Annotated in this window: 18 protein-coding genes; 4 read left to right on the plus strand and 14 right to left on the minus strand. The window is 70.7% G+C overall.

Features of this window, described 5'->3' with window-relative positions; translation table 11 throughout:
• The 4 genes from ACFQZY_RS00430 to ACFQZY_RS00445 form a co-directional block, all read right to left on the minus strand.
• The coding region (locus ACFQZY_RS00430; RefSeq protein ID WP_377411341.1) for an ExeA family protein at positions 1–827 on the minus strand (827 nt) is incomplete at its 3' end.
• A gap of 52 nt (positions 828–879) precedes the next feature.
• On the minus strand, positions 880–2,106 hold the full coding sequence (locus ACFQZY_RS00435) for an MFS transporter (protein WP_377411344.1): 1,227 nt from the start codon (positions 2,104–2,106) through the stop codon (positions 880–882).
• A gap of 53 nt (positions 2,107–2,159) precedes the next feature.
• Entirely contained in the window at positions 2,160–2,597 is a 438-nt protein-coding gene (locus ACFQZY_RS00440) for a DUF6691 family protein (RefSeq protein WP_377411346.1), read from the minus strand.
• A gap of 12 nt (positions 2,598–2,609) precedes the next feature.
• On the minus strand, positions 2,610–3,041 hold the full coding sequence (locus tag ACFQZY_RS00445; RefSeq protein ID WP_377411349.1) for a YeeE/YedE family protein: 432 nt from the start codon (positions 3,039–3,041) through the stop codon (positions 2,610–2,612).
• An 83-nt stretch (positions 3,042–3,124) separates the two neighbouring features.
• Between ACFQZY_RS00445 and ACFQZY_RS00450 the strand changes: the two genes are divergently transcribed.
• A complete protein-coding gene (locus tag ACFQZY_RS00450; protein ID WP_377411351.1) occupies positions 3,125–3,985 on the plus strand; it encodes an MBL fold metallo-hydrolase in 861 nt (286 codons plus the stop codon).
• A gap of 7 nt (positions 3,986–3,992) precedes the next feature.
• On the plus strand, positions 3,993–4,277 hold the full coding sequence (locus ACFQZY_RS00455; RefSeq protein WP_377411353.1) for a hypothetical protein: 285 nt from the start codon (positions 3,993–3,995) through the stop codon (positions 4,275–4,277).
• Positions 4,278–4,332: 55 nt separating this feature from the next.
• Here the strand turns inward: ACFQZY_RS00455 and clpB are convergent, their stop codons facing one another.
• The 4 genes from clpB to ACFQZY_RS00475 form a co-directional block, all read right to left on the minus strand.
• Entirely contained in the window at positions 4,333–6,930 is a 2,598-nt protein-coding gene (gene clpB / locus ACFQZY_RS00460) for an ATP-dependent chaperone ClpB (protein WP_377411356.1), read from the minus strand.
• Between the two features lie 98 nt (positions 6,931–7,028).
• Entirely contained in the window at positions 7,029–8,282 is a 1,254-nt protein-coding gene (locus tag ACFQZY_RS00465; protein WP_377411358.1) for a flavin-dependent oxidoreductase, read from the minus strand.
• 13 nt (positions 8,283–8,295) lie between these two features.
• Positions 8,296–9,282: a Bug family tripartite tricarboxylate transporter substrate binding protein gene (locus tag ACFQZY_RS00470; protein ID WP_377411359.1), complete on the minus strand. Its 987-nt coding sequence runs from the start codon at positions 9,280–9,282 to the stop codon at positions 8,296–8,298.
• A 35-nt stretch (positions 9,283–9,317) separates the two neighbouring features.
• Positions 9,318–10,394, minus strand: coding sequence for an amidohydrolase family protein (locus tag ACFQZY_RS00475; RefSeq protein ID WP_377411361.1), 1,077 nt, complete (start codon positions 10,392–10,394; stop codon positions 9,318–9,320).
• 109 nt (positions 10,395–10,503) lie between these two features.
• On the opposite strand from ACFQZY_RS00475, the gene ACFQZY_RS00480 reads away from it, so the two are divergent.
• Both ACFQZY_RS00480 and ACFQZY_RS00485 read left to right on the plus strand, forming a co-directional pair.
• Positions 10,504–11,454: a LysR family transcriptional regulator gene (locus ACFQZY_RS00480; protein WP_377411363.1), complete on the plus strand. Its 951-nt coding sequence runs from the start codon at positions 10,504–10,506 to the stop codon at positions 11,452–11,454.
• A gap of 50 nt (positions 11,455–11,504) precedes the next feature.
• Positions 11,505–12,479 (plus strand): Bug family tripartite tricarboxylate transporter substrate binding protein, encoded by a 975-nt coding sequence (locus ACFQZY_RS00485; RefSeq protein WP_377411365.1) that lies wholly within the window; start codon positions 11,505–11,507, stop codon positions 12,477–12,479.
• A gap of 57 nt (positions 12,480–12,536) precedes the next feature.
• Here ACFQZY_RS00485 and moaE read toward each other — a convergent pair whose 3' ends face one another.
• Genes moaE through ACFQZY_RS00515 form a run of 6 tightly spaced genes read right to left on the minus strand, consistent with a single transcriptional unit; the run spans position 12,537 to position 17,753 of the window.
• Positions 12,537–13,010 (minus strand): molybdopterin synthase catalytic subunit MoaE, encoded by a 474-nt coding sequence (moaE, locus tag ACFQZY_RS00490; protein ID WP_377411367.1) that lies wholly within the window; start codon positions 13,008–13,010, stop codon positions 12,537–12,539.
• A 2-nt stretch (positions 13,011–13,012) separates the two neighbouring features.
• Complete coding sequence (locus ACFQZY_RS00495; protein WP_377411369.1) at positions 13,013–13,264, minus strand: MoaD/ThiS family protein; 252 nt, start codon at positions 13,262–13,264, stop codon at positions 13,013–13,015.
• On the minus strand, positions 13,261–14,490 hold the full coding sequence (gene glp / locus ACFQZY_RS00500) for a gephyrin-like molybdotransferase Glp (RefSeq protein WP_377411371.1): 1,230 nt from the start codon (positions 14,488–14,490) through the stop codon (positions 13,261–13,263). The genes ACFQZY_RS00495 and glp overlap by 4 nt, the downstream gene beginning before the upstream one ends.
• Entirely contained in the window at positions 14,487–15,020 is a 534-nt protein-coding gene (gene mobB / locus ACFQZY_RS00505; RefSeq protein ID WP_377411373.1) for a molybdopterin-guanine dinucleotide biosynthesis protein B, read from the minus strand. The genes glp and mobB overlap by 4 nt, the downstream gene beginning before the upstream one ends.
• 13 nt (positions 15,021–15,033) lie before the next feature.
• Positions 15,034–16,443, minus strand: coding sequence for a threonine synthase (gene thrC / locus ACFQZY_RS00510; protein ID WP_377411375.1), 1,410 nt, complete (start codon positions 16,441–16,443; stop codon positions 15,034–15,036).
• Positions 16,443–17,753, minus strand: coding sequence for a homoserine dehydrogenase (locus tag ACFQZY_RS00515; protein ID WP_377411377.1), 1,311 nt, complete (start codon positions 17,751–17,753; stop codon positions 16,443–16,445). The genes thrC and ACFQZY_RS00515 overlap by 1 nt, the downstream gene beginning before the upstream one ends.
• Positions 17,754–17,798: the final 45 nt, after the last annotated feature.

Raw genomic sequence — 17,798 nt, forward strand, 5'->3', positions numbered from 1 at the left:
CGCGGCGGCGCGCCGAAGACCTCGGCGGCCGCCGCATCGACCATCGCCGCGGACACGTTGCCCCGGGCCCGGGCGTAGGCGCCGAGCAGCGCCCGGTCGCACAGCAGGTTGATGCGCCGGGGCACGCCGCGCGAACAGCGCCAGACGCGCCGCAGGGCAGCCCGGTCGAAGGGCAGCGTGCGCGCCAGGCCCGCCACCTCGAGGCGGTGCTGCACGTACTGCGCGGTCTCCTGGCGCGACAGCGGGGTCAGGTGGAAGCGCGCGACGACGCGCTGCGCCACCTGCTCCAGCTCGGGCCGGGCGACGATGGCCCGCAGCTCGGGCTGGCCGATCAGCACCACCTGCAGCAGCTTGCGCGAGGGCGTCTCGAGGTTCGTGAGCAGGCGCAGCTGCTCGAGCACCTCCGGCGCCAGGGCCTGGGCCTCGTCGATCACCAGCAGGCTGTCGCGGCCCTCGGCATGGGCGGCGAGCAGGAAGGCATTGAGCGGGTCCAGGCACTCCTTCACCGTGCGAGCCACGCCGCGCGGCGGCGGCAGCGGGATGCGGAATTCCTCGCACACCGACTGCAGCAGCTCCACCGCCGACAGCTTGGGATTGAAGACATAGGCCACCTGGCAGCGCGCCGGCACCTGCGAGAGGAAGCAGCGGCACACCGTGGTCTTGCCGGTGCCGACCTCGCCGGTCAGCATGACGATGCCGCCGCCGCAGGACAGCCCGTGCACCAGGTGCGCCAGCGCCTCGCGGTGCCGCCCGGTCATGAGCAGGTAGCGGGGGTCCGGGGCGATGGAGAACGGCTCCTGCCGCAATCCGAAGAAAGGCGCGTACATGCGCGCCAGATTAGCCCCGCGCCGCGGCGCGCGGGGGTCACTGCAACCGGCGTTACGCGGTCCGCCGTACGCGGCGCACGTTGAAGGCGCTGGTGATCAGCATGGCCTGCACGAGCACCAGGCCCAGCCACACGCCCTGGTACATCTGGCGGTCCATCATCAGGCCGAAGACCAGGGGCGCGGTGGCCTGGCCGATGTCCAGCCCGGAGTAGACGACGCCGTAGACGCGCCCGGTCGACCCCTCGGGGGTGGCGCGCTTGACGATCAGGTCGCGCGAGGGCCCGGAGATGCCCGCGGCGAAGCCCATGGCAGCGAACAGCGCCGGCACCGCCAGCGCCGGCACCGGCGCGAAGCCGATCACCAGCGCGATGCAGGCGGCCACGCCCATGCCCGCACCCACGATCCGCTCGCAGCGCTCCGGCTGCGCCGCCAGGAAGCCGCCCAGCACCATGCCCGAAGCGCTGCCCAGCATGTAAGCGGTGAGGCAGGCGGCCACCAGGGCCAGCGGCACGTCGTGCAGGTGACGCGCAGCCTCGGGCGCGAAGGCCTGGACCACGCTGATCACGAAGGCGTAGAAGAAGAAGAACAGGAAGCACATCCACACGGCCGGGATGCGCAGGAAGCCGAAGGTTCCCTTCCAGGCAGGCGGGGCGGCTGGCGCCCTGGCCGGGCCGGCGGCGGGCGCGGCCTCGGTGAAGGCCAGGCGATCACGGTAGACGAGCAGCACGGCCAGCACGCCGAAGGCCAGCACGCCGGCCCCCACCAGGGCCACGCGCCAGGAGAAGGCCACGGCCAGCGGCACCAGCATCGCCGGCGCCAGGGCCCACCCCAGGGTGCCGGTGATGCCGTGGATGCTGTAGGCATGGCCCAGGCGCGGGCCGCTGACCTTGCGATTGAGGATGGTGAAGTCCACCGGGTGGAAGACGCCGTTGCCGGTGCCCGCGACCACGGCGAACAGCGCCAGCATCGCGTAGCTGGTGGAGGCGGCGAAACCGAAGGCGGCCAGGCCGATCAGGGCCAGGCCGGCAAACAGGATGGGGCGCGGCCCGTAGCGGTCCACCAGGAAGCCCGAGAGCGTCTGCACGCCGCAGGAGACGACGAAGAACACCGTCATGAGGAAGCCCAGCTCGATGTAGCCGACGCCGAAATCGTCCTTGAGCCAGGGGAACAGCGGCGCCAGCAGGAGCTGGCTGTAGTGGCTGATCAGGTGGGCGATGCCGACGAGGCCGATGACGGCCCCATCCTGCCGCAAGGGCACGTGCGCGAGGGTGCTGCTCATGCGCCCGATGCTAACGGCTGCGTGCCGCGGGCGCGGACACCCGCGCGACTGTCCTACTCGTGCACCGGGCCGATCCGGCGCAGGGGGCGCAGCGAGAGTTCGTGCAGCGCCATGCCGGCCAGCATCGCGGCGCAGAACACCCAGGCCTGCCAGTGGCCGGCGCCAGCCGACACCACCGCCGGCCCCGGGCAGAACCCGGCCAGGCCCCAGCCCACGCCGAAGGCGAGGTTGCCCACCACCAGCCGCCGGTCGATGCCGGCGGTGCCGGGCAGGTGCAGCGCGCCCCCCAGCAGGGACACGCCGCGCCGCTGCGCCAAGCGGAAGGCGACCAGGCCCACGCCGACGGCCCCGCCCATGACGAAAGCCAGCGACGGGTCCCAGGCGCCCGCGAGGTCCAGGAAGCCGAGGACCTTGCCGGGATCGGTCATGCCGGCGAGGATCAGGCCGAGGCCGAAAACCAGGCCGGTGAGGAATTCGACGATGCGTTGCATGGCAGGGCCCCCTCAGGCCAGCAGGTGGCGGACGACGAAGACGGTGGCGAAGCCCGCCGCCATGAAGGCCAGCGTGGCCACCAGCGAGCGCGGCGACAGCCGCGACAGGCCGCACACGCCGTGGCCGCTGGTGCAGCCCGACCCCAGGCGCGTGCCCCACCCCACCAGCAGCCCGGCGGCCACCAGCACCGGCGTGCCGGCCTCGATGCGCGGCGCGGGCGGGGCTGCGAACAGCGCCCACACCGCCGGGGCCGCGAGCAGGCCGGCGAGGAAGGACAGGCGCCAGGCCACGTCCCCGGCGCGGGGCCGCAGCAGCCCGCCGAGGATCCCGCTGATGCCCAGGATGCGGCCGCAGCACAGGATGAAGGCCGCCGCCGCCACGCCCAGGGCAATGCCGCCGGCCAGGGAGGTCCAGGGGGTGAAATGCGACCCGTCGATGGTCATGGCGTGTCTCCAGGGGCGCGCGTGCGCTCCCGCCTCTATATCATTGGTTGATTATTGATCGGTTCACCCGCGAAGGAGCCGCGATGACCCCCGAGATCGAATCCTTTTTCGACCCGGCCACCTGCACCTGGACCCATGTGGTCCACGCGGGCCAGGGCACGGCCTGCGCGGTGATCGACCCGGTGCTGGACTACGACGCGAAGGCCGGCCGCACCGCCACCCGCTCGGCGCAGCGGGTCGTCGACTTCGTGCAGGCACGCGGCCTGCGCGTGGAGTGGATCCTGGAGACGCACGCCCATGCCGACCACCTCAGCGCGGCGGCCTGGCTGCGCGGGCAGCTGGGCGGGCGCATCGGCATCGGCGCGCTGATTCCGCAGGTGCAGCGAGTCTTCAAGGCGCTGTTCCACCTGGAGTCGGACTTCGCGGCCGATGGTTCGCAATTCGACCACCTGTTCGAGGACGGCGAGACCTTCGCCATCGGCGCGCTGCAGGCCCGGGTGCTGGCGGTGCCGGGCCACACGCCGGCCTGCGTGGCCTTCGAGGTGGGGGATGCGGTGTTCGCCGGGGACACCCTGTTCCCGCCCGACGTGGGCACCGCGCGCTGCGACTTCCCGGGCGGCAGCGCGCAGCAGCTCTATCGGTCGGTGCGCCGCCTGCTGGCGATGCCGGGCACGACGCGCCTGTTCATGTGCCATGACTACCCGCCCGAGGGCCGCGCCCCCCGTTGCGAGACCACGGTGGCCGAGCAGCGCGCCGGCAACATCCACATCCGCGACGGCGTCGACGAGGCCGACTTCGTCGCCATGCGCACGAAGCGCGACGCGGGACTGGACAAGCCGCTGCTGATCATCCCCGCGATCCAGGTGAACATCCGCGCCGGCCGCCTGCCCGAGCCCGAGGCCAACGGCGTGAGCTACCTGAAGATCCCGCTGAACGCGCTGTGAACCGGCCATGGTGACCGTCTTCCGGCACAGCGAGGTCTGGGTGGTGGACTTCCGCCACGACGGCCGCCCGCGCCGCTGGCTCAAGGCGCTGCCCGCCGGCACCGACGGGCCGCAGACGCTGCAGGCGCAGCTGCAGGACCTGTACGGCGCGCGTGCCACGGCGATCACCGTGCGCCGGGCCACGCCCGCGGAGGACCAGGCCTACGTGCGCGGCGACCTGCCCCGCAACGCCTACTGCCCCAGCGGCCGGCAGCCCCTGACCGACCACGGGCCACCGCGCGGCCCGGAATGAAACAGGGCCCGCCGTCACATCGACGGCGGGCCCTGCGGGCCTGGCCCCACCCGGGTCAGGCAGGCTCGCCGAAGTGGAATACCCCGGGCTCGCGCACCGGGTCGACCTCCACCGGGATCACGCTCTTGGGCGGGAAGCGCCCCTCGAGGATCAGGCGGGACAGCGGGTTCTCGATCCGCTGCTGGATCGCGCGCTTCAGGGGCCGCGCGCCGAACACCGGGTCGAAGCCCACCTTGGCCAGTTCCTCCAGCGCGTGCGGCGACACCTGCAGCGTGAGGTCCATCTTCGCCAGGCGCTGCTCCAGCACCTTGAGCTGGATGGCGGCGATGCGCGCGATGTGGTCCGCGCCCAGGCCGTGGAACACCACGGTCTCGTCGATGCGGTTCAGGAACTCGGGGCGGAAGTGGTTCTTGAGTTCATCCCACACCGCCTCCTTCACGTCCTCGTAGGGCCTGCCGACCATGGCCTGGATCATGTGCGAGCCGATGTTGCTGGTCATCACGATCACCGCGTTCTTGAAGTCCACGGTGCGGCCCTGGCCGTCGGTGAGGCGACCATCGTCGAGGACCTGCAGCAGCACGTTGAAGACGTCGTGGTGGGCCTTCTCGACCTCGTCGAGCAGGATCACGCTGTACGGCTTGCGGCGCACCGCCTCGGTCAGGTAGCCGCCCTCCTCGTAGCCGACGTAGCCCGGAGGCGCGCCGATCAGGCGGGCCACCGAGTGCTTCTCCATGAACTCGCTCATGTCGATGCGAATGAGGTGCTCCTCGCTGTCGAACAGGAAGGTCGCCAGCGCCTTGCACAGCTCGGTCTTGCCCACGCCCGTGGGGCCCAGGAACAGGAAGGAGCCGGTGGGCCGGTTCGGGTCCGACAGGCCCGAGCGGCTGCGGCGGATGGCGTTGGCCACCGCGCTGATCGCCTCGTCCTGGCCGACCACGCGCTGGTGCAGGCGGTCCTCCATCTGCAGCAGCTTCTCGCGCTCGCCCTGCATCAGCTTGGACACCGGGATACCGGTGGCGCGCGCCACCACCTCGGCGATCTCCTCGGCGCCGACCTGGGTGCGAAGCAGCTGCGGCTTGCCGCTGCCGGCCTTGCCGCTTTCCTTGTCCTGCGCCTCCTTGAGCTTCTTCTCCAGCTCGGGCAGCTTGCCGTACTGCAGCTCGGCGACCTTGTTGAAGTCGCCCTTGCGGGTCAGGCCCTCGATCTGCTGGCGCAGGCGGTCGATCTCCTCCTTCACCTGGGCGGAGCCCTGGGCCTGGGCCTTCTCGGCCTTCCAGATCTCCTCGAGGTCGGCCTGCTCCTTGCGCAGCTTGCCGATCTCCTCCTCGATCAGGTCGAGCCGCTTGCGCGAGGCCTCATCGGTCTCCTTGCGCACGGCCTCGCGCTCGATCTGCAGCTGGATCAGGCGGCGATCGAGCTTGTCCATCACCTCGGGCTTGGAGTCGATCTCGATCTTGATCTTCGAGGCGGCTTCGTCGATCAGGTCGATCGCCTTGTCCGGCAGGAAGCGGTCGGTGATGTAGCGGTGCGAGAGCTCGGCGGCGGCCACGATGGCCGGGTCGGTGATCTCCACGCCGTGGTGCACCTCGTACTTCTCCTGCAGCCCGCGCAGGATGGCGATGGTGGCCTCGACGCTGGGCTCGCCGACCAGGATCTTCTGGAAGCGGCGCTCCAGCGCGGCGTCCTTCTCGATGTACTTGCGGTATTCGTCCAGGGTGGTGGCGCCGACACAGTGCAGCTCGCCGCGCGCCAGGGCCGGCTTGAGCATGTTGCCGGCGTCCATCGCGCCCTCGGCCTTGCCGGCGCCCACCATGGTGTGCAGCTCGTCGATGAAGACGATGGTCTGGCCCTCGTCCTTGGCCAGTTCGTTGAGCACGTTCTTCAGGCGCTCCTCGAACTCGCCGCGAAACTTGGCGCCCGCCAGCAGGGCCGCCATGTCCAGGGACAGCACCCGCTTGCCCTTGAGGCTCTCGGGCACCTCGCCGGCCACGATGCGCTGGGCCAGGCCCTCGACGATGGCGGTCTTGCCCACGCCGGGCTCGCCAATGAGGACGGGGTTGTTCTTGGTGCGCCGCTGCAGCACCTGGATGGCGCGGCGGATCTCGTCGTCGCGGCCGATCACCGGGTCCAGCTTGCCCTGGCGGGCGCGCTCGGTGAGGTCCAGGCAGTACTTCTTCAGCGCCTCGCGCTGGCCCTCGGCCTCGGGGTTGTCCACCTTCTCGCCGCCGCGCACCGCGTCGATGGCGGACTCGAAGGACTTGCGGGACAGCCCGTTCTCGCGGGCGATGCGGCCGATGTCGGCCTTGGAGTCGGTCAGCGCCAGCAGGAACAGCTCGCTGGCGATGTACTGGTCGCCGCGCTTGATGCCCTCCTTCTCGGCGGCCTGCAGCAGGCTCACCAGGTCGCGGCCGACCTGGACCTGCTCCTGGCCCTGCACCTGCGGGCGGCGGTGCATCGCGCCCTCGGCGGCGGCCAGCAGGCCGGGCACGTTCACCCCGGCGCGCTGCAGCAGCGCGCGCGGGCCGTCCTCCTGGCGCAGCATGGCCACGAGCAGGTGCTCCGGCTCGATGTAGGCGTGGTCGTTGCCCAGCGCGAGGCTCTGGGCCTCGTTCAGGGCTTCCTGGAACTTGGTGGTGAGTTTGTCGAGTCGCATGGCGTATCCGGTGAATTGAACCGCAGCTTTGGGCCCGTGCCGCGGATTTCAAGGGAGGAACGCCAGGGCGGGCTTGACCCGCGTCAATCCGGCCGGTGTCAGCCGGCCTTGACCGCCTCCTTCGAGAACCCGGCGATGCGCTTGTAGTTCTCGGAGATCTCGCGCAGCTCGGCCTGGCTGATCAGGTCGTCGATGTGGCGGAACGGCTTGCCGCCGCTCAACTCGTCGACCTTGATGTTGATGAAGTCGGGCGGGACGCTGCGGTTGGTCTGCACCACCCGGGCGGTGGGCTCCAGCCGCGCCTTTTCATAGGCGGCCAGGGCATCGACCGGGTCCGGCGTCATGGACAGGATGTCGGCCAGCGTGCGGGCGTCGATCAGGCCCTGGGCCGAGCCGTTGGAGCCGCGCGGGTACATCGGGTGCGCGGCGTCGCCCATGAAGGTGACCCGGCCGAAGGTCCACTGCGGCACCGGGTCCTTGTCGACCATCGGGTACTCCAGGATCTGCTGGGCCCCGCGGATCAGGGCCGGCACGTCCAGCCAGTCGAAGCGCCAGTCGGCGAAGATGGCCTCGAAGTCGGCCACGTCGCCGGGGCGGTTCCAGTCGTTCATGGCCTCGCCCTCGCGCTGGATCTCGGCCATCCAGTTGATCAACTGGTTGCCCTGCCCGTCCACGTTGTCGACGATCGGGTAGATCACCATCTTGCCGGTGTGGATCGAGCCCACGCGCAGGTAGCTCTTGCCGGTGAGGATCGGCTTGTGCACCGTGACCCCGCGCCAGGTGTTGATGCCGGCGAAGGCCATCTTCTCGTTCGGGTAGAACTGGCGGCGGATCGCCGAGTTCACGCCGTCGCAGGCGATGACCACGTCGGCCCGCACCGGCGGGCGGGCGTTGCCCTGGGCGTCGGTGAAGCGGATCGTCGCACCCGAGGCGTCCTGGTCCACCCCGACGCAGCGGTGGTCGGTGTGGATGCGGCCCTCGCCGATCACGGACTGCGCGTGGTCGTAGAGGATGCGGTGCAGCCGGCCGCGGTGGATGCCCACCTCCGGCACCGGGTAGCCCGCATGCCGCCCGCGCGGCTCGCGGTAGATGAACTGGCCCCAGCGGTTGAAGAACACGCTCTCCAGGTTCTCGATGCCGGCGGCCTCCAGCTGCGGCTGCACGCCCAGGGCCGCCAGCTCCCGCATGGCATGCGGCAGCAGCGTGATGCCCACGCCCAGCTCCTTGACCTCGGGCACGGCCTCGTAGACGTCGCAGGCGATGCCGCGCTGGTGCAGCGACAGGGCGAGGCCCAGGCCGGCGATGCCGCCGCCCACGACCGCGATGCGCTTGCCTTGGTGCGTGAATCCCATGGCGTTCTCCCCGTTACTCCGCGGCGATCCCGTTGCGCTTGATCACCTCGCCCCAGCGCGGGTAGTCCTTGGCGGCGATGGCGCCGAGCTCCTGCGGGGTGGAGAAGGCGGCGTCCATGCCGCCCTTGCCCAGGATCTCCTTGACCTCGGGCGTCTTCATGATCGCCACGATCTCGTTGTTCAGGCGGCTGGTGACGGCCTGCGGGGCCTTTGCCGGCACGAAGAAGGCGTACCACAGGTCCACGTCCACGCCCTTGACGCCCAGCTCCTCGAAGGTGGCCACCTCGGGCGCCACCGGGTGGCGCTTGGGGCTGCCCACGGCCAGCGCGTTGAGGCGGCCGGCCTTGACCATGCCGGCGGCGATGTGCACCGGCAGGAAGCCGACGTTGACCTCGCCGGCCAGCAGGTCCTGCTGGTAGCCGGCGGTGCCGCGGTACGGCACGTGCAGCATGAAAGAGCCGGTGCGGGCCTTGAACAGCTCCATCGCCATGTGGTGCGGCGTGCCCACGCCCGGCGAGCCGAAGCTGATGCTGCCCGGCCTGGCCTTGACCGCGGCGATCAGGTCCTGCATGGACTTCAGGTTCGTCTTCGGGTTGGCCACCAGCATCAGCGTGCCCCAGGCGGCCATGGAGACCGGCTGGAAGTCGTTGATCGGGTGGAACGGCACGTTCTTGTACATCTGCGACGCCATCAGCATGGTGTTGGCGCCCATGAGGACGGTGTGGCCGTCGGTGGACTTGGCCACCGCGTCGGCGCCGATGTTGCCGCTGGCGCCGGGCTGGTTCTGGACCACCACCGGCTGGCCGAGGCGCTCGGCCAGCCGCGGCGCGACGGCGCGGGCGATGGTGTCCATGCCGGTGCCGGCGGTGAACGGCACGATGATCTTGACGGTCTGCGTGGGCCAGGCCGGGGCCTGGGCCAGCGCACCGGTGGCGGCCAGGCCGGCCGAAGCAGCGCAGGCGGCGATCAGTGCGCCGCGGCGGGTGATGCCGAAAGTCATGGCGGGAGTCTCCTTGGGGTCGTTCTGCGGCGGTCTCAACGCAGCTTGAACACGGTTTCCGCGTTGGTCTGGAAGAACTGCTTCTTCGCCTCGGGCGACATGGCCATGTCGTCGAGGATGTTCACCTCGTCGGGCGCGTACTGGTAGGGGTAGTCCATCGCGTACAGCACGCGGTCGGCGCCCATGAAGTCCTGCGCGAACTTGATGGCATGCGGCCAGGCCACGCCGCTGTTGGTGACGTAGAAGTTCTCGCGCAGGTACTCGCTGGGCCGGCGCTGGATCGGCTTCATGCTCTCGTAGCGCTGGGAGCGCACGGTGGCGGCGTGCATGTAGTCCAGGCGGTAGGCCCAGTACGGCAGCGCCTCGCCCATGTGGCCCAGGATCATGCGCAGCTTGGGGAAGCGGTCGAATACGCCGGCGGCGATGATGCGCATGGCGTGCAGGCCGGTCTCCACGCCGAAGCCGTAGATCGCGCCGTCCAGGCCCGCCTCGGCGAAACGCTCGTACATGCCGGGCGGCAGCGAGTTGGGGTGCAGGTAGATCGGCGCGTCGTGCGCCTCGGCGGCGGCGAAGATGTCCCAGAACTTCGTGTCCGAGAGGTACTCGCCCTGGGTGTGGGAATTGATCACCACCGCGTTGATGCCCAGCTTCGTCACGCCGCGCTCGATCTCCTTGGCGGCGGCGGCCGGGTCCTGCGGCGCCACGGCGAGCATGCCGGCGTAGCGGGTCGGGTGGCGCCGGATCGCGTCGGCCAGGAAGTCGTTGGCGGTGCGCGCGAAGGACACCGCGGTGGCGGTGTCCATCACCTGCACGCCCGGCGAGGTCAGGGCCAGCACGGCGACGTCGATGCCGGCGTCGTCCATGTGCTTCAGGCGCAGGTCGTCCATGTCGACCAGGCAGCGCATGATGTGCTGGGCGCGCTCGCTGGGGCTGGACATGTAGAAGCCCATGAGGCCCTTGAAGCCGGCGTCGCAGTCACCGCGCTCGAAGATGCGGCGGTAGATATCCAGCATCTCCGGCGGCGCGAAGGCCTCCTCGGTGGCGATGCGCTTGTAGGGGGCGGGGCCGGGGCGGCGGGTCGTGCCGGTGTCGGGCATCCGGATGTCGATCAATGCGGTCTCCTGTTTTTTCCTTGATTTGGATCAAGCGACTTTAATTAGGCATGAAATCAATAACAATACGCCGATTCGTGCGCTCAGCTTTTCCAGATCGAGACAAATCATGGACACCCTGGCCAACCTGCGAGCCTTCATCGCCGCCGCCGAGACCGGCAGCTTTTCCGAGGTGGCGCGGCGCACGGGGCTCGCGCCCTCGGTGATCGCCAAGCGCGTCGACCAGCTCGAATGGCGCATCCGCGCGCCGCTGTTCACCCGCTCGACCCGCAAGCTCACGCTGACCGACGTGGGCGAGCGCTACCTGCCGGTGCTGCGCCACCTGGTGCGCCAGATGGACAGCACCCTGGACGGCATGGCCCAGGCCGACGGCGCGCTGGAGGGCCACATCCGCATCAAGGTGCCCAGCACCCTGGGCGTGCTGTTCCTGTGCGGCCTGCTCAATGAGTTCCTCGCGGCCCAGCCCCTGGTGAGCCTGGAGGTGGTTCTCGCGGACCGCTCGGTCAACCCGGTGGAGGAAGGCTTCGACCTGGCCCTGGGGGCGCGGCCCGAGTCGTACGGCGGCGTGGTGGACCACCCGCTGTGCCCGGTGCGCCGGCGCCTGGTGGCCTCGCCCGCCTACCTCGCGCGAGCCGGCACGCCGCAGGTGGCCACCGACCTGGCCGGGCACGACTGCCTGGTGCTCTCCACCACCGGCACGCGCTGGGAGCTGCACGGGCCGCAGGGCCTGGTGGGGGTGGACGTGCGCGCGCGCCTGCGCACCAACGACGGCATCGCCCTGCGCAACGCCGCGCACGACGGCCTGGGCATCGCCCTGCTGGCGGACTACCTGGTCGCCCCCGGCCTGGGCCGCGGCGAGCTGCTCGAGGTGCTGCCGGACCTGCAACTGCCCGACCTCTGGCTCAAGGCCATGGTGCCCGCCAGCCGCGGCGAGCTGCCCCGCATCCGCGCGCTGCTGCAGTGGCTGTCGCAGCGCATGGCGCAGATGGCGCTGGGCGAGGGCTTCGTGTTCGAGTCGCGCCCGGCGGCGGCGGAAGCGGCCGGCTGCGCGGCCGCCTGAACGCCGCTTCCGTTATTCTTGGCGCGCCCCCAGCCCGACACCCCATGACGATGAAGACCTCCCTCCTGCGCCGCGGCCTGATGGCCGCCGTGGCGGCCGCCGCCTGCGGCGCCCTGCCCGCCTTCGCCCAATCCACCACCCCGGTGCGCATCCTCGTGGGCTTCCCGCCCGGCGGCGGCACCGACGCCATCGCCCGCACCCTGGCCGACAAGCTGAAGGACCAGCTCGGCGTGCCGGTGGTGGTGGAGAACCGGGCCGGCGCCGGCGGCCAGCTCGCGGGCCAGGCGCTCAAGGCCGCCGCACCCGACGGCCACACCTTTTTCCTGAGCCACGACCACAGCATCTCGATCCTGCCGCTGACGATCAAGGAGCCCGGCTTCGACCCGGCGAAGGACTTCGTGCCGGTGGCCGGCTTCGCCACCTTCGCCAACGCCCTGGCCGTCTCCGGCGGCACACCCGCCAAGACGATGGCCGAGTACGTCGCCTGGGTCCGCAGCCACGGCGGCAAGGACACCATCGGCGTGCCGGCCCCTGCCTCGATCCCCGAGTTCCTGGTGGGCCTGGTGGGCGCCCGCTACCAGCTCGACGTGCAGGCCGCCCCCTACCGCGGCAGCGCGCCGATGCTGGCCGACATGATGGGCAACCAGATCAAGGCCGGTGTGGGCTCCATCCCCGACTTCATCGAGGCCCACAAGGCCGGCAAGCTGCGCGTGGTGGCCGTGATCGGCGACAAGCGCCAGGCCCTGCTGCCCGACGTGCCCACCTTCACCGAGCTGGGCTTCGCCAACCTCGAGGACCTGCCGTACTACGGCCTGTTCGCCCCGGCCGGCACGCCCGCGGCGGTGGTCGAGCGCATGAACCAGGCGCTGGCCCGGGTCGTGGCCCTGCCCGAGGTGCGCGAGCGCCTGGCCGGCATGGGACTGACGGTGGCCTACCAGCCGCAGGCGCAGTTCGCGACCGTGGTGCGCCGGTACACCCAGACCTGGGAGCGCATCATCAAGGCCTCCGGCTTCCAGCCGAAGTGACCCTCGCGCGCGCCCGCCCGGGCCGGCGTGGGGCGGGGGCCCTGCAGGCCCGCGCCGTCACCCGTTGGCGGACGCGATGCCCCAGCGGGCCAGCGCCGCGTCGTCCGCCACGCGGGCATCGACCCAGCGGGCGCCCTCGGGCGTCTGTTCCTTCTTCCAGAACGGCGCCTGCGTCTTGAGGTAGTCCATCAGGAACTCGCAGGCCTGGAAGCTTTCGCCGCGGTGCGCCGAGGTCACGGCCACCAGCACGATCTGGTCCTTCAGCGCCAGCGGGCCGACGCGGTGGATCACCTTGACGCCGCGGATGTCGAAGCGGCGGTGCGCCTCGTCGATCATGGCCTCGATGGCCTTCTCGGTCATGCCGGGGTAGTGCTCCAGCTCCATCGCGCTGACGTCCTGGCCGTCATTGCGGTCACGCACGGTGCCGACGAAGGCGCAGACCGCGCCCACGCCGCCGTCCTGCGCGCGCAGCGCGGCGACCTCGGCGGACAGGTCGAAGTCGGCAGCCTGGATGACGACGCGCGCCGCCATGGTCAGCCCCCGGTCACCGGCGGGAAGAACGCCACCTCGGCGCCCTCGCGCAGGGAGGCGGACTCGTCGGCCATCACCTGGTCCAGCGCCAGGCGCACGGCCTTGCCGCGGGCCAGGGCCTCGGCATGGGCGCCGCCGCGGGCGATCAGCTCGTCACGCAGCGCACCGAGGGTGGCGGCGGCGGTGGACAGGGTCTCGCCCGGTCCCAGGGCCTCGCGGATCGAGGCGAAGTAGCGGATTCGCAGCGTGGTCATTGCAGCAGGTCGGCGAAGGCGATGAAGGATACGGCCTCGCCGCGCGCGATCGTGGTGCCGGCGGGAATGTCCACGACGCCGTCGCCCCAGGCGGCCGAGGTCAGCACGCCGGAGCTCTGGTTCGGGAACAGGTCCAGCCCGCCCTGGGCGTTGCGGCGCACCCGCGCGAACTCGCGGCGCTTGTCGGCGCGGGGCCAGTCGAAGTGGGCCGGCAGGCGCGTCACCGGCGGCCAGGTGGCGGCCACGCCCTGCAGCTTCAGCAGGAAGGGACGCACCAGCAGCAGGAAGGTGATGAAGCTGGACACCGGGTTGCCGGGCAGGCCGATGAAGTGGGCCTCGCCCACCCGCCCGTACGCAAACGGCTTGCCGGGCTTCATGGAGATCTGCCACAGGTCCAGCGCACCGAGCTGCTGCACCGCGGGCTTGATGTGGTCCTCCTCGCCGACGGACACGCCGCCGCTGGTGAGGATCAGGTCGTTGGCCTGCGCCGCCTCGCGCAGGGCTGCCAGGGTGGCCTCGCGGTTGTCCGGCACGATGCCCAGGTCGCGGACCTCGCAGCCCAGTCGCTGCAGCAGGGCGCGCAGGAAGAAGCGGTTGGAGTTGTAGATGGCGCCGGGCTTCATCGCCTCGGGCGGCACCTCGCCGGGCATCACCAGCTCGTCGCCGGTGGAGAACAGCGCAACGCGCGGCCGGGCCGCGACGCGCAGGCTCGCCAGCCCGATGCTGGCGGCCAGGCCCAGCGACGCGGGCGAGAGGCGCTCGCCGGCCCGCAGCACCACGGCGCCGCGGGTCACGTCCTCGCCGCTGCGGCGGATCCACTGGCCGACCTTGGGAGGCTGGAGCACGCGCACCGAGCCCTCCCCCGCCGGCTCGGTGTCCTCCTGCATCACGATGGCGTCGGCGCCCTCGGGCACCGGCGCGCCGGTGAAGATGCGGGCCGCGCTGCCGGCGGCCAGGGGCGCGCCGAAGCTGCCGGCCGGGATGCGCTGGCTCACGGGCAGCACCACGCCGGGCTGGGCGCAGTCGGCGGACCGCACGGCATAGCCGTCCATGGAGCTGTTGTCCTGCGGCGGCACCTGCAGCGCGGACACCAGGTCCTGCGCCAGCACGCGGCCGTCAGCCTCGAAGGTGGCCACGGACTCGGTGCGGCCCAGGGAACGCGCGTGTTCCAGGAGCTGGGCCAGCGCCTCATCCAGCGGGCGCAGCGGGGCGCGGGGGGCGTTCATGCGTAATGCTCCGGGTCGTAGTCGAAGCGGTCGCCGTTCTCGACCAGCCAAGCGGCCACCGCCTGCGGGTCGTTCAGGTCCAGGACGGGGCGCAGGGTCTCCTGCGGCAGGCGGGCCGCATCGTCGGTGGCGATGGCGGCGACGAAGGCGTCCTCGGGGTAGCGCACGGGCTGGCCGGCCTCGGCGCGCCAGACCTCGACCTTCTTCAGGTTGCTGTCCTTGAAGCCCTCGACGAGCACCCAGTCGACGCCGTCGTACAGCTCGGCGATCAGCTGGTGCACCGTGAGTTTGGCCTCCCGCTCGAACTCGCGCATCAGCGCCAGCCGGCGGCTGGAGGCGACCACCACCTCGAAGGCGCCGGCCGCGCGGTGGCGGTGGCTGTCCTTGCCGGGGTGGTCGACATCGAAGGCGTGGTGGGCATGCTTGACCACCGACACGCGCAGGCCCCGCGCCTTCAGCGCGGGGATCAGGCGTTCGACCAGCGTCGTCTTGCCCGAGCCGGAGTACCCGGCGAAGCCAACCACCTTCATGCGGGACCTGCCCTTACTGGCAATGCGTGGTGATGTACTGCTTGACGCGGTCCACGTCGGCCGGCAGCACGGTGACCCGCTTGGGCAGGTCCTCGATGCCGGCGAACTTGGCCGGGCGGTCCGGCTCGCGGCCCAGGGCCTCGACGATGGTGGCGGCGAACTTGATCGGCAGCGCCGTCTCCAGCACGATCATCGGGACGCCCGGCTCCATCTGCTCGCGCGCCACCTTCACGCCGTCGGCAGTGTGGGTGTCGATCATCACGCCGAAGCGCTCGAAGGTGTCGCGGATGGTGGCGAGGCGGTTCGCATGCGTGCTCCTGCCGCTGGCGAAGCCGTAGGTCTCGCGCGCGGCCTTCACCTCGGCCGGCAGGTCGAAGCGGCCGGCCGAAGACAGCGCGTCGCCGAACAGGCCCTTGACCTTGGCGCCGTCACGACCGAGCAGGTCGAACACGAAGCGCTCGAAGTTGCTGGCCTTGGAGATGTCCATCGAGGGGCTGGAGGTCTCGAAGGTGTCGGCGCTGCCACGCACGCGGTAGGTGCCGGTGCGGAAGAACTCGTCGAGGACGTCGTTCTCGTTGGTGGCGGCGACCAGTTTGGCAACCGGCAGGCCCATCATGCGGGCCACGTGGCCGGCGCAGATGTTGCCGAAATTGCCCGAGGGCACGGTGAAGCTGACCTTCTGGTCGTTGGACGTCGTGGCCTGGAAGTAGCCGGCGAAGTAATACACCACCTGGGCCACGAGGCGGGCCCAGTTGATGGAGTTCACCGTGCCGATGCGCCACTTGCGCTTGAACTCGAGGTCGTTGGAGACGGCCTTGACGATGTCCTGGCAGTCGTCGAACACGCCCTCGACGGCGAGGTTGTGGATGTTGGCGTCCTGCAGGCTGAACATCTGGGCCTGCTGGAAGGGGCTCATGCGGCCATGCGGCGACGTCATGAACACGCGCACGCCCTGCTTGCCCCGCATGGCGTACTCGGCGGCGCTGCCGGTGTCGCCGGAGGTGGCGCCCAGGATGTTCAGCTGCTCGCCGCGGCGGCCCAGCTCGTACTCGAACAGGTTGCCCAGCAGCTGCATGGCCATGTCCTTGAAGGCCAGCGTGGGGCCGTTGGACAGGGCCTCGAGGTACAGGCCGTCCTCGAGCTTCTTCAGGGGCACGATCTCGCGCGTGCCGAAGACTTCCTCGGTGTAGGTCTTGCGGCAGATGGCGCGCAGGTCCTCGGCGGGGATGTCGTCGATGTACAGCGAGAGGATCTCGAACGCGAGGTCCGCATAGGCCAGGCCGCGCCAGCGCGCGAGCGTGGCACCATCGACCTGGGGATAGCGCTCGGGCAGGTAGAGGCCGCCATCGGGGGCCAGGCCCTCGAGGAGGATCTCGCAGAAATGCTTGCGGTCCGGGTGGCCGCGGGTCGACAGGTACAGCATCAGGCGAGTTCTTCCTTGCGGATGCGGGTGACGGGCGACAGCACCGACGGCAGGCCCTGCAGCTTGGCGAGCACGTCGTTCATGGTGCCCTCGCGGGTGTTGTGCGTGAGGATGATCAGGTCGGTCTGCTTCTCGCCCTCGCCGGCCTCACGCTGGAGCACCGCGTCGATGGAGATGCCGGCGCCGGCCAGCAGGCTGGTGACCTGGGCCAGCACGCCCGGCTCGTCGGCCACGCGCAGGCGCAGGTAGTAGCTGGTGACGACCTCGGACATCGGCAGCACCGGCAGGTCGGTCATCTGGTCCGGCTGGAAGGCCAGGTGCGGCACGCGGTGGGCCGGGTCGGAGGTGTGCAGGCGGGTGATGTCGACCAGGTCGGCGATCACGGCGCTGGCGGTGGGCTCGCTGCCCGCGCCCTTGCCGTAGTACAGCGTGGTGCCGACGGCGTCGCCCTGCACCACCACCGCGTTCATCGCGCCTTCCACGTTGGCCAGCAGGCGCTTGGTGGGCACCAGGCTCGGGTGGACGCGCAGCTCGATGCCCTTGTCCGTGCGCTTGGTGATGCCCAGGAGCTTGATGCGGTAGCCCAGTTGCTCGGCGTAGCGGATGTCCTGCGCGGCGAGCTTGGTGATGCCCTCGACATAGGCCTTGTCGAACTGCACCGGGATGCCGAAGGCGATGGCCGACAGGATGGTCGCCTTGTGCGCGGCGTCCACGCCCTCGATGTCGAAGGTCGGGTCGGCCTCGGCGTAGCCCAGGCGCTGGGCCTCCTTCAGGACCACGTCGAAGTCGAGGCCCTTGTCTCGCATCTCGGACAGGATGAAGTTGGTGGTGCCGTTGATGATGCCGGCCAGCCACTGGATGCGGTTGGCGGTCAGGCCCTCGCGCAGCGCCTTGATGATCGGGATGCCGCCGGCCACCGCAGCCTCGAAGGCCACCATCACGCCGCGGCGGTGCGCGGCGGCGAAGATCTCGGTGCCGTGCACGGCCAGCAGCGCCTTGTTGGCGGTGACCACGTGCTTGCCGGCCTCGATGGCCTCCATCACCAGCTGGCGGGCGATGCCGTAGCCACCAATGAGCTCGACGACGATGTCGATGTCCGGATTGGCGATGACGGCGCGGGCGTCATTCACCACGCGGGCGGCGTCGCCCACCACGGCCTGGGCACGGGCGGTGTCGAGGTCCGCCACCATGGCGATCTCGATACCGCGGCCGGCGCGGCGCATGATCTCCGTCTGGTTGCGCTGGAGGACGTTGAACACGCCGCTGCCGACGGTGCCGATGCCAAGCAGGCCGACTTGAATGGGTTTCATCACGAAGCTCTTATCTGTCTCTGGACGGTGGAAGGGAAATGGGGC

This window comes from Ramlibacter sp. GCM10027632 (genome assembly GCF_042675325.1).
Lineage (GTDB): Bacteria > Pseudomonadota > Gammaproteobacteria > Burkholderiales > Burkholderiaceae_C > Ramlibacter.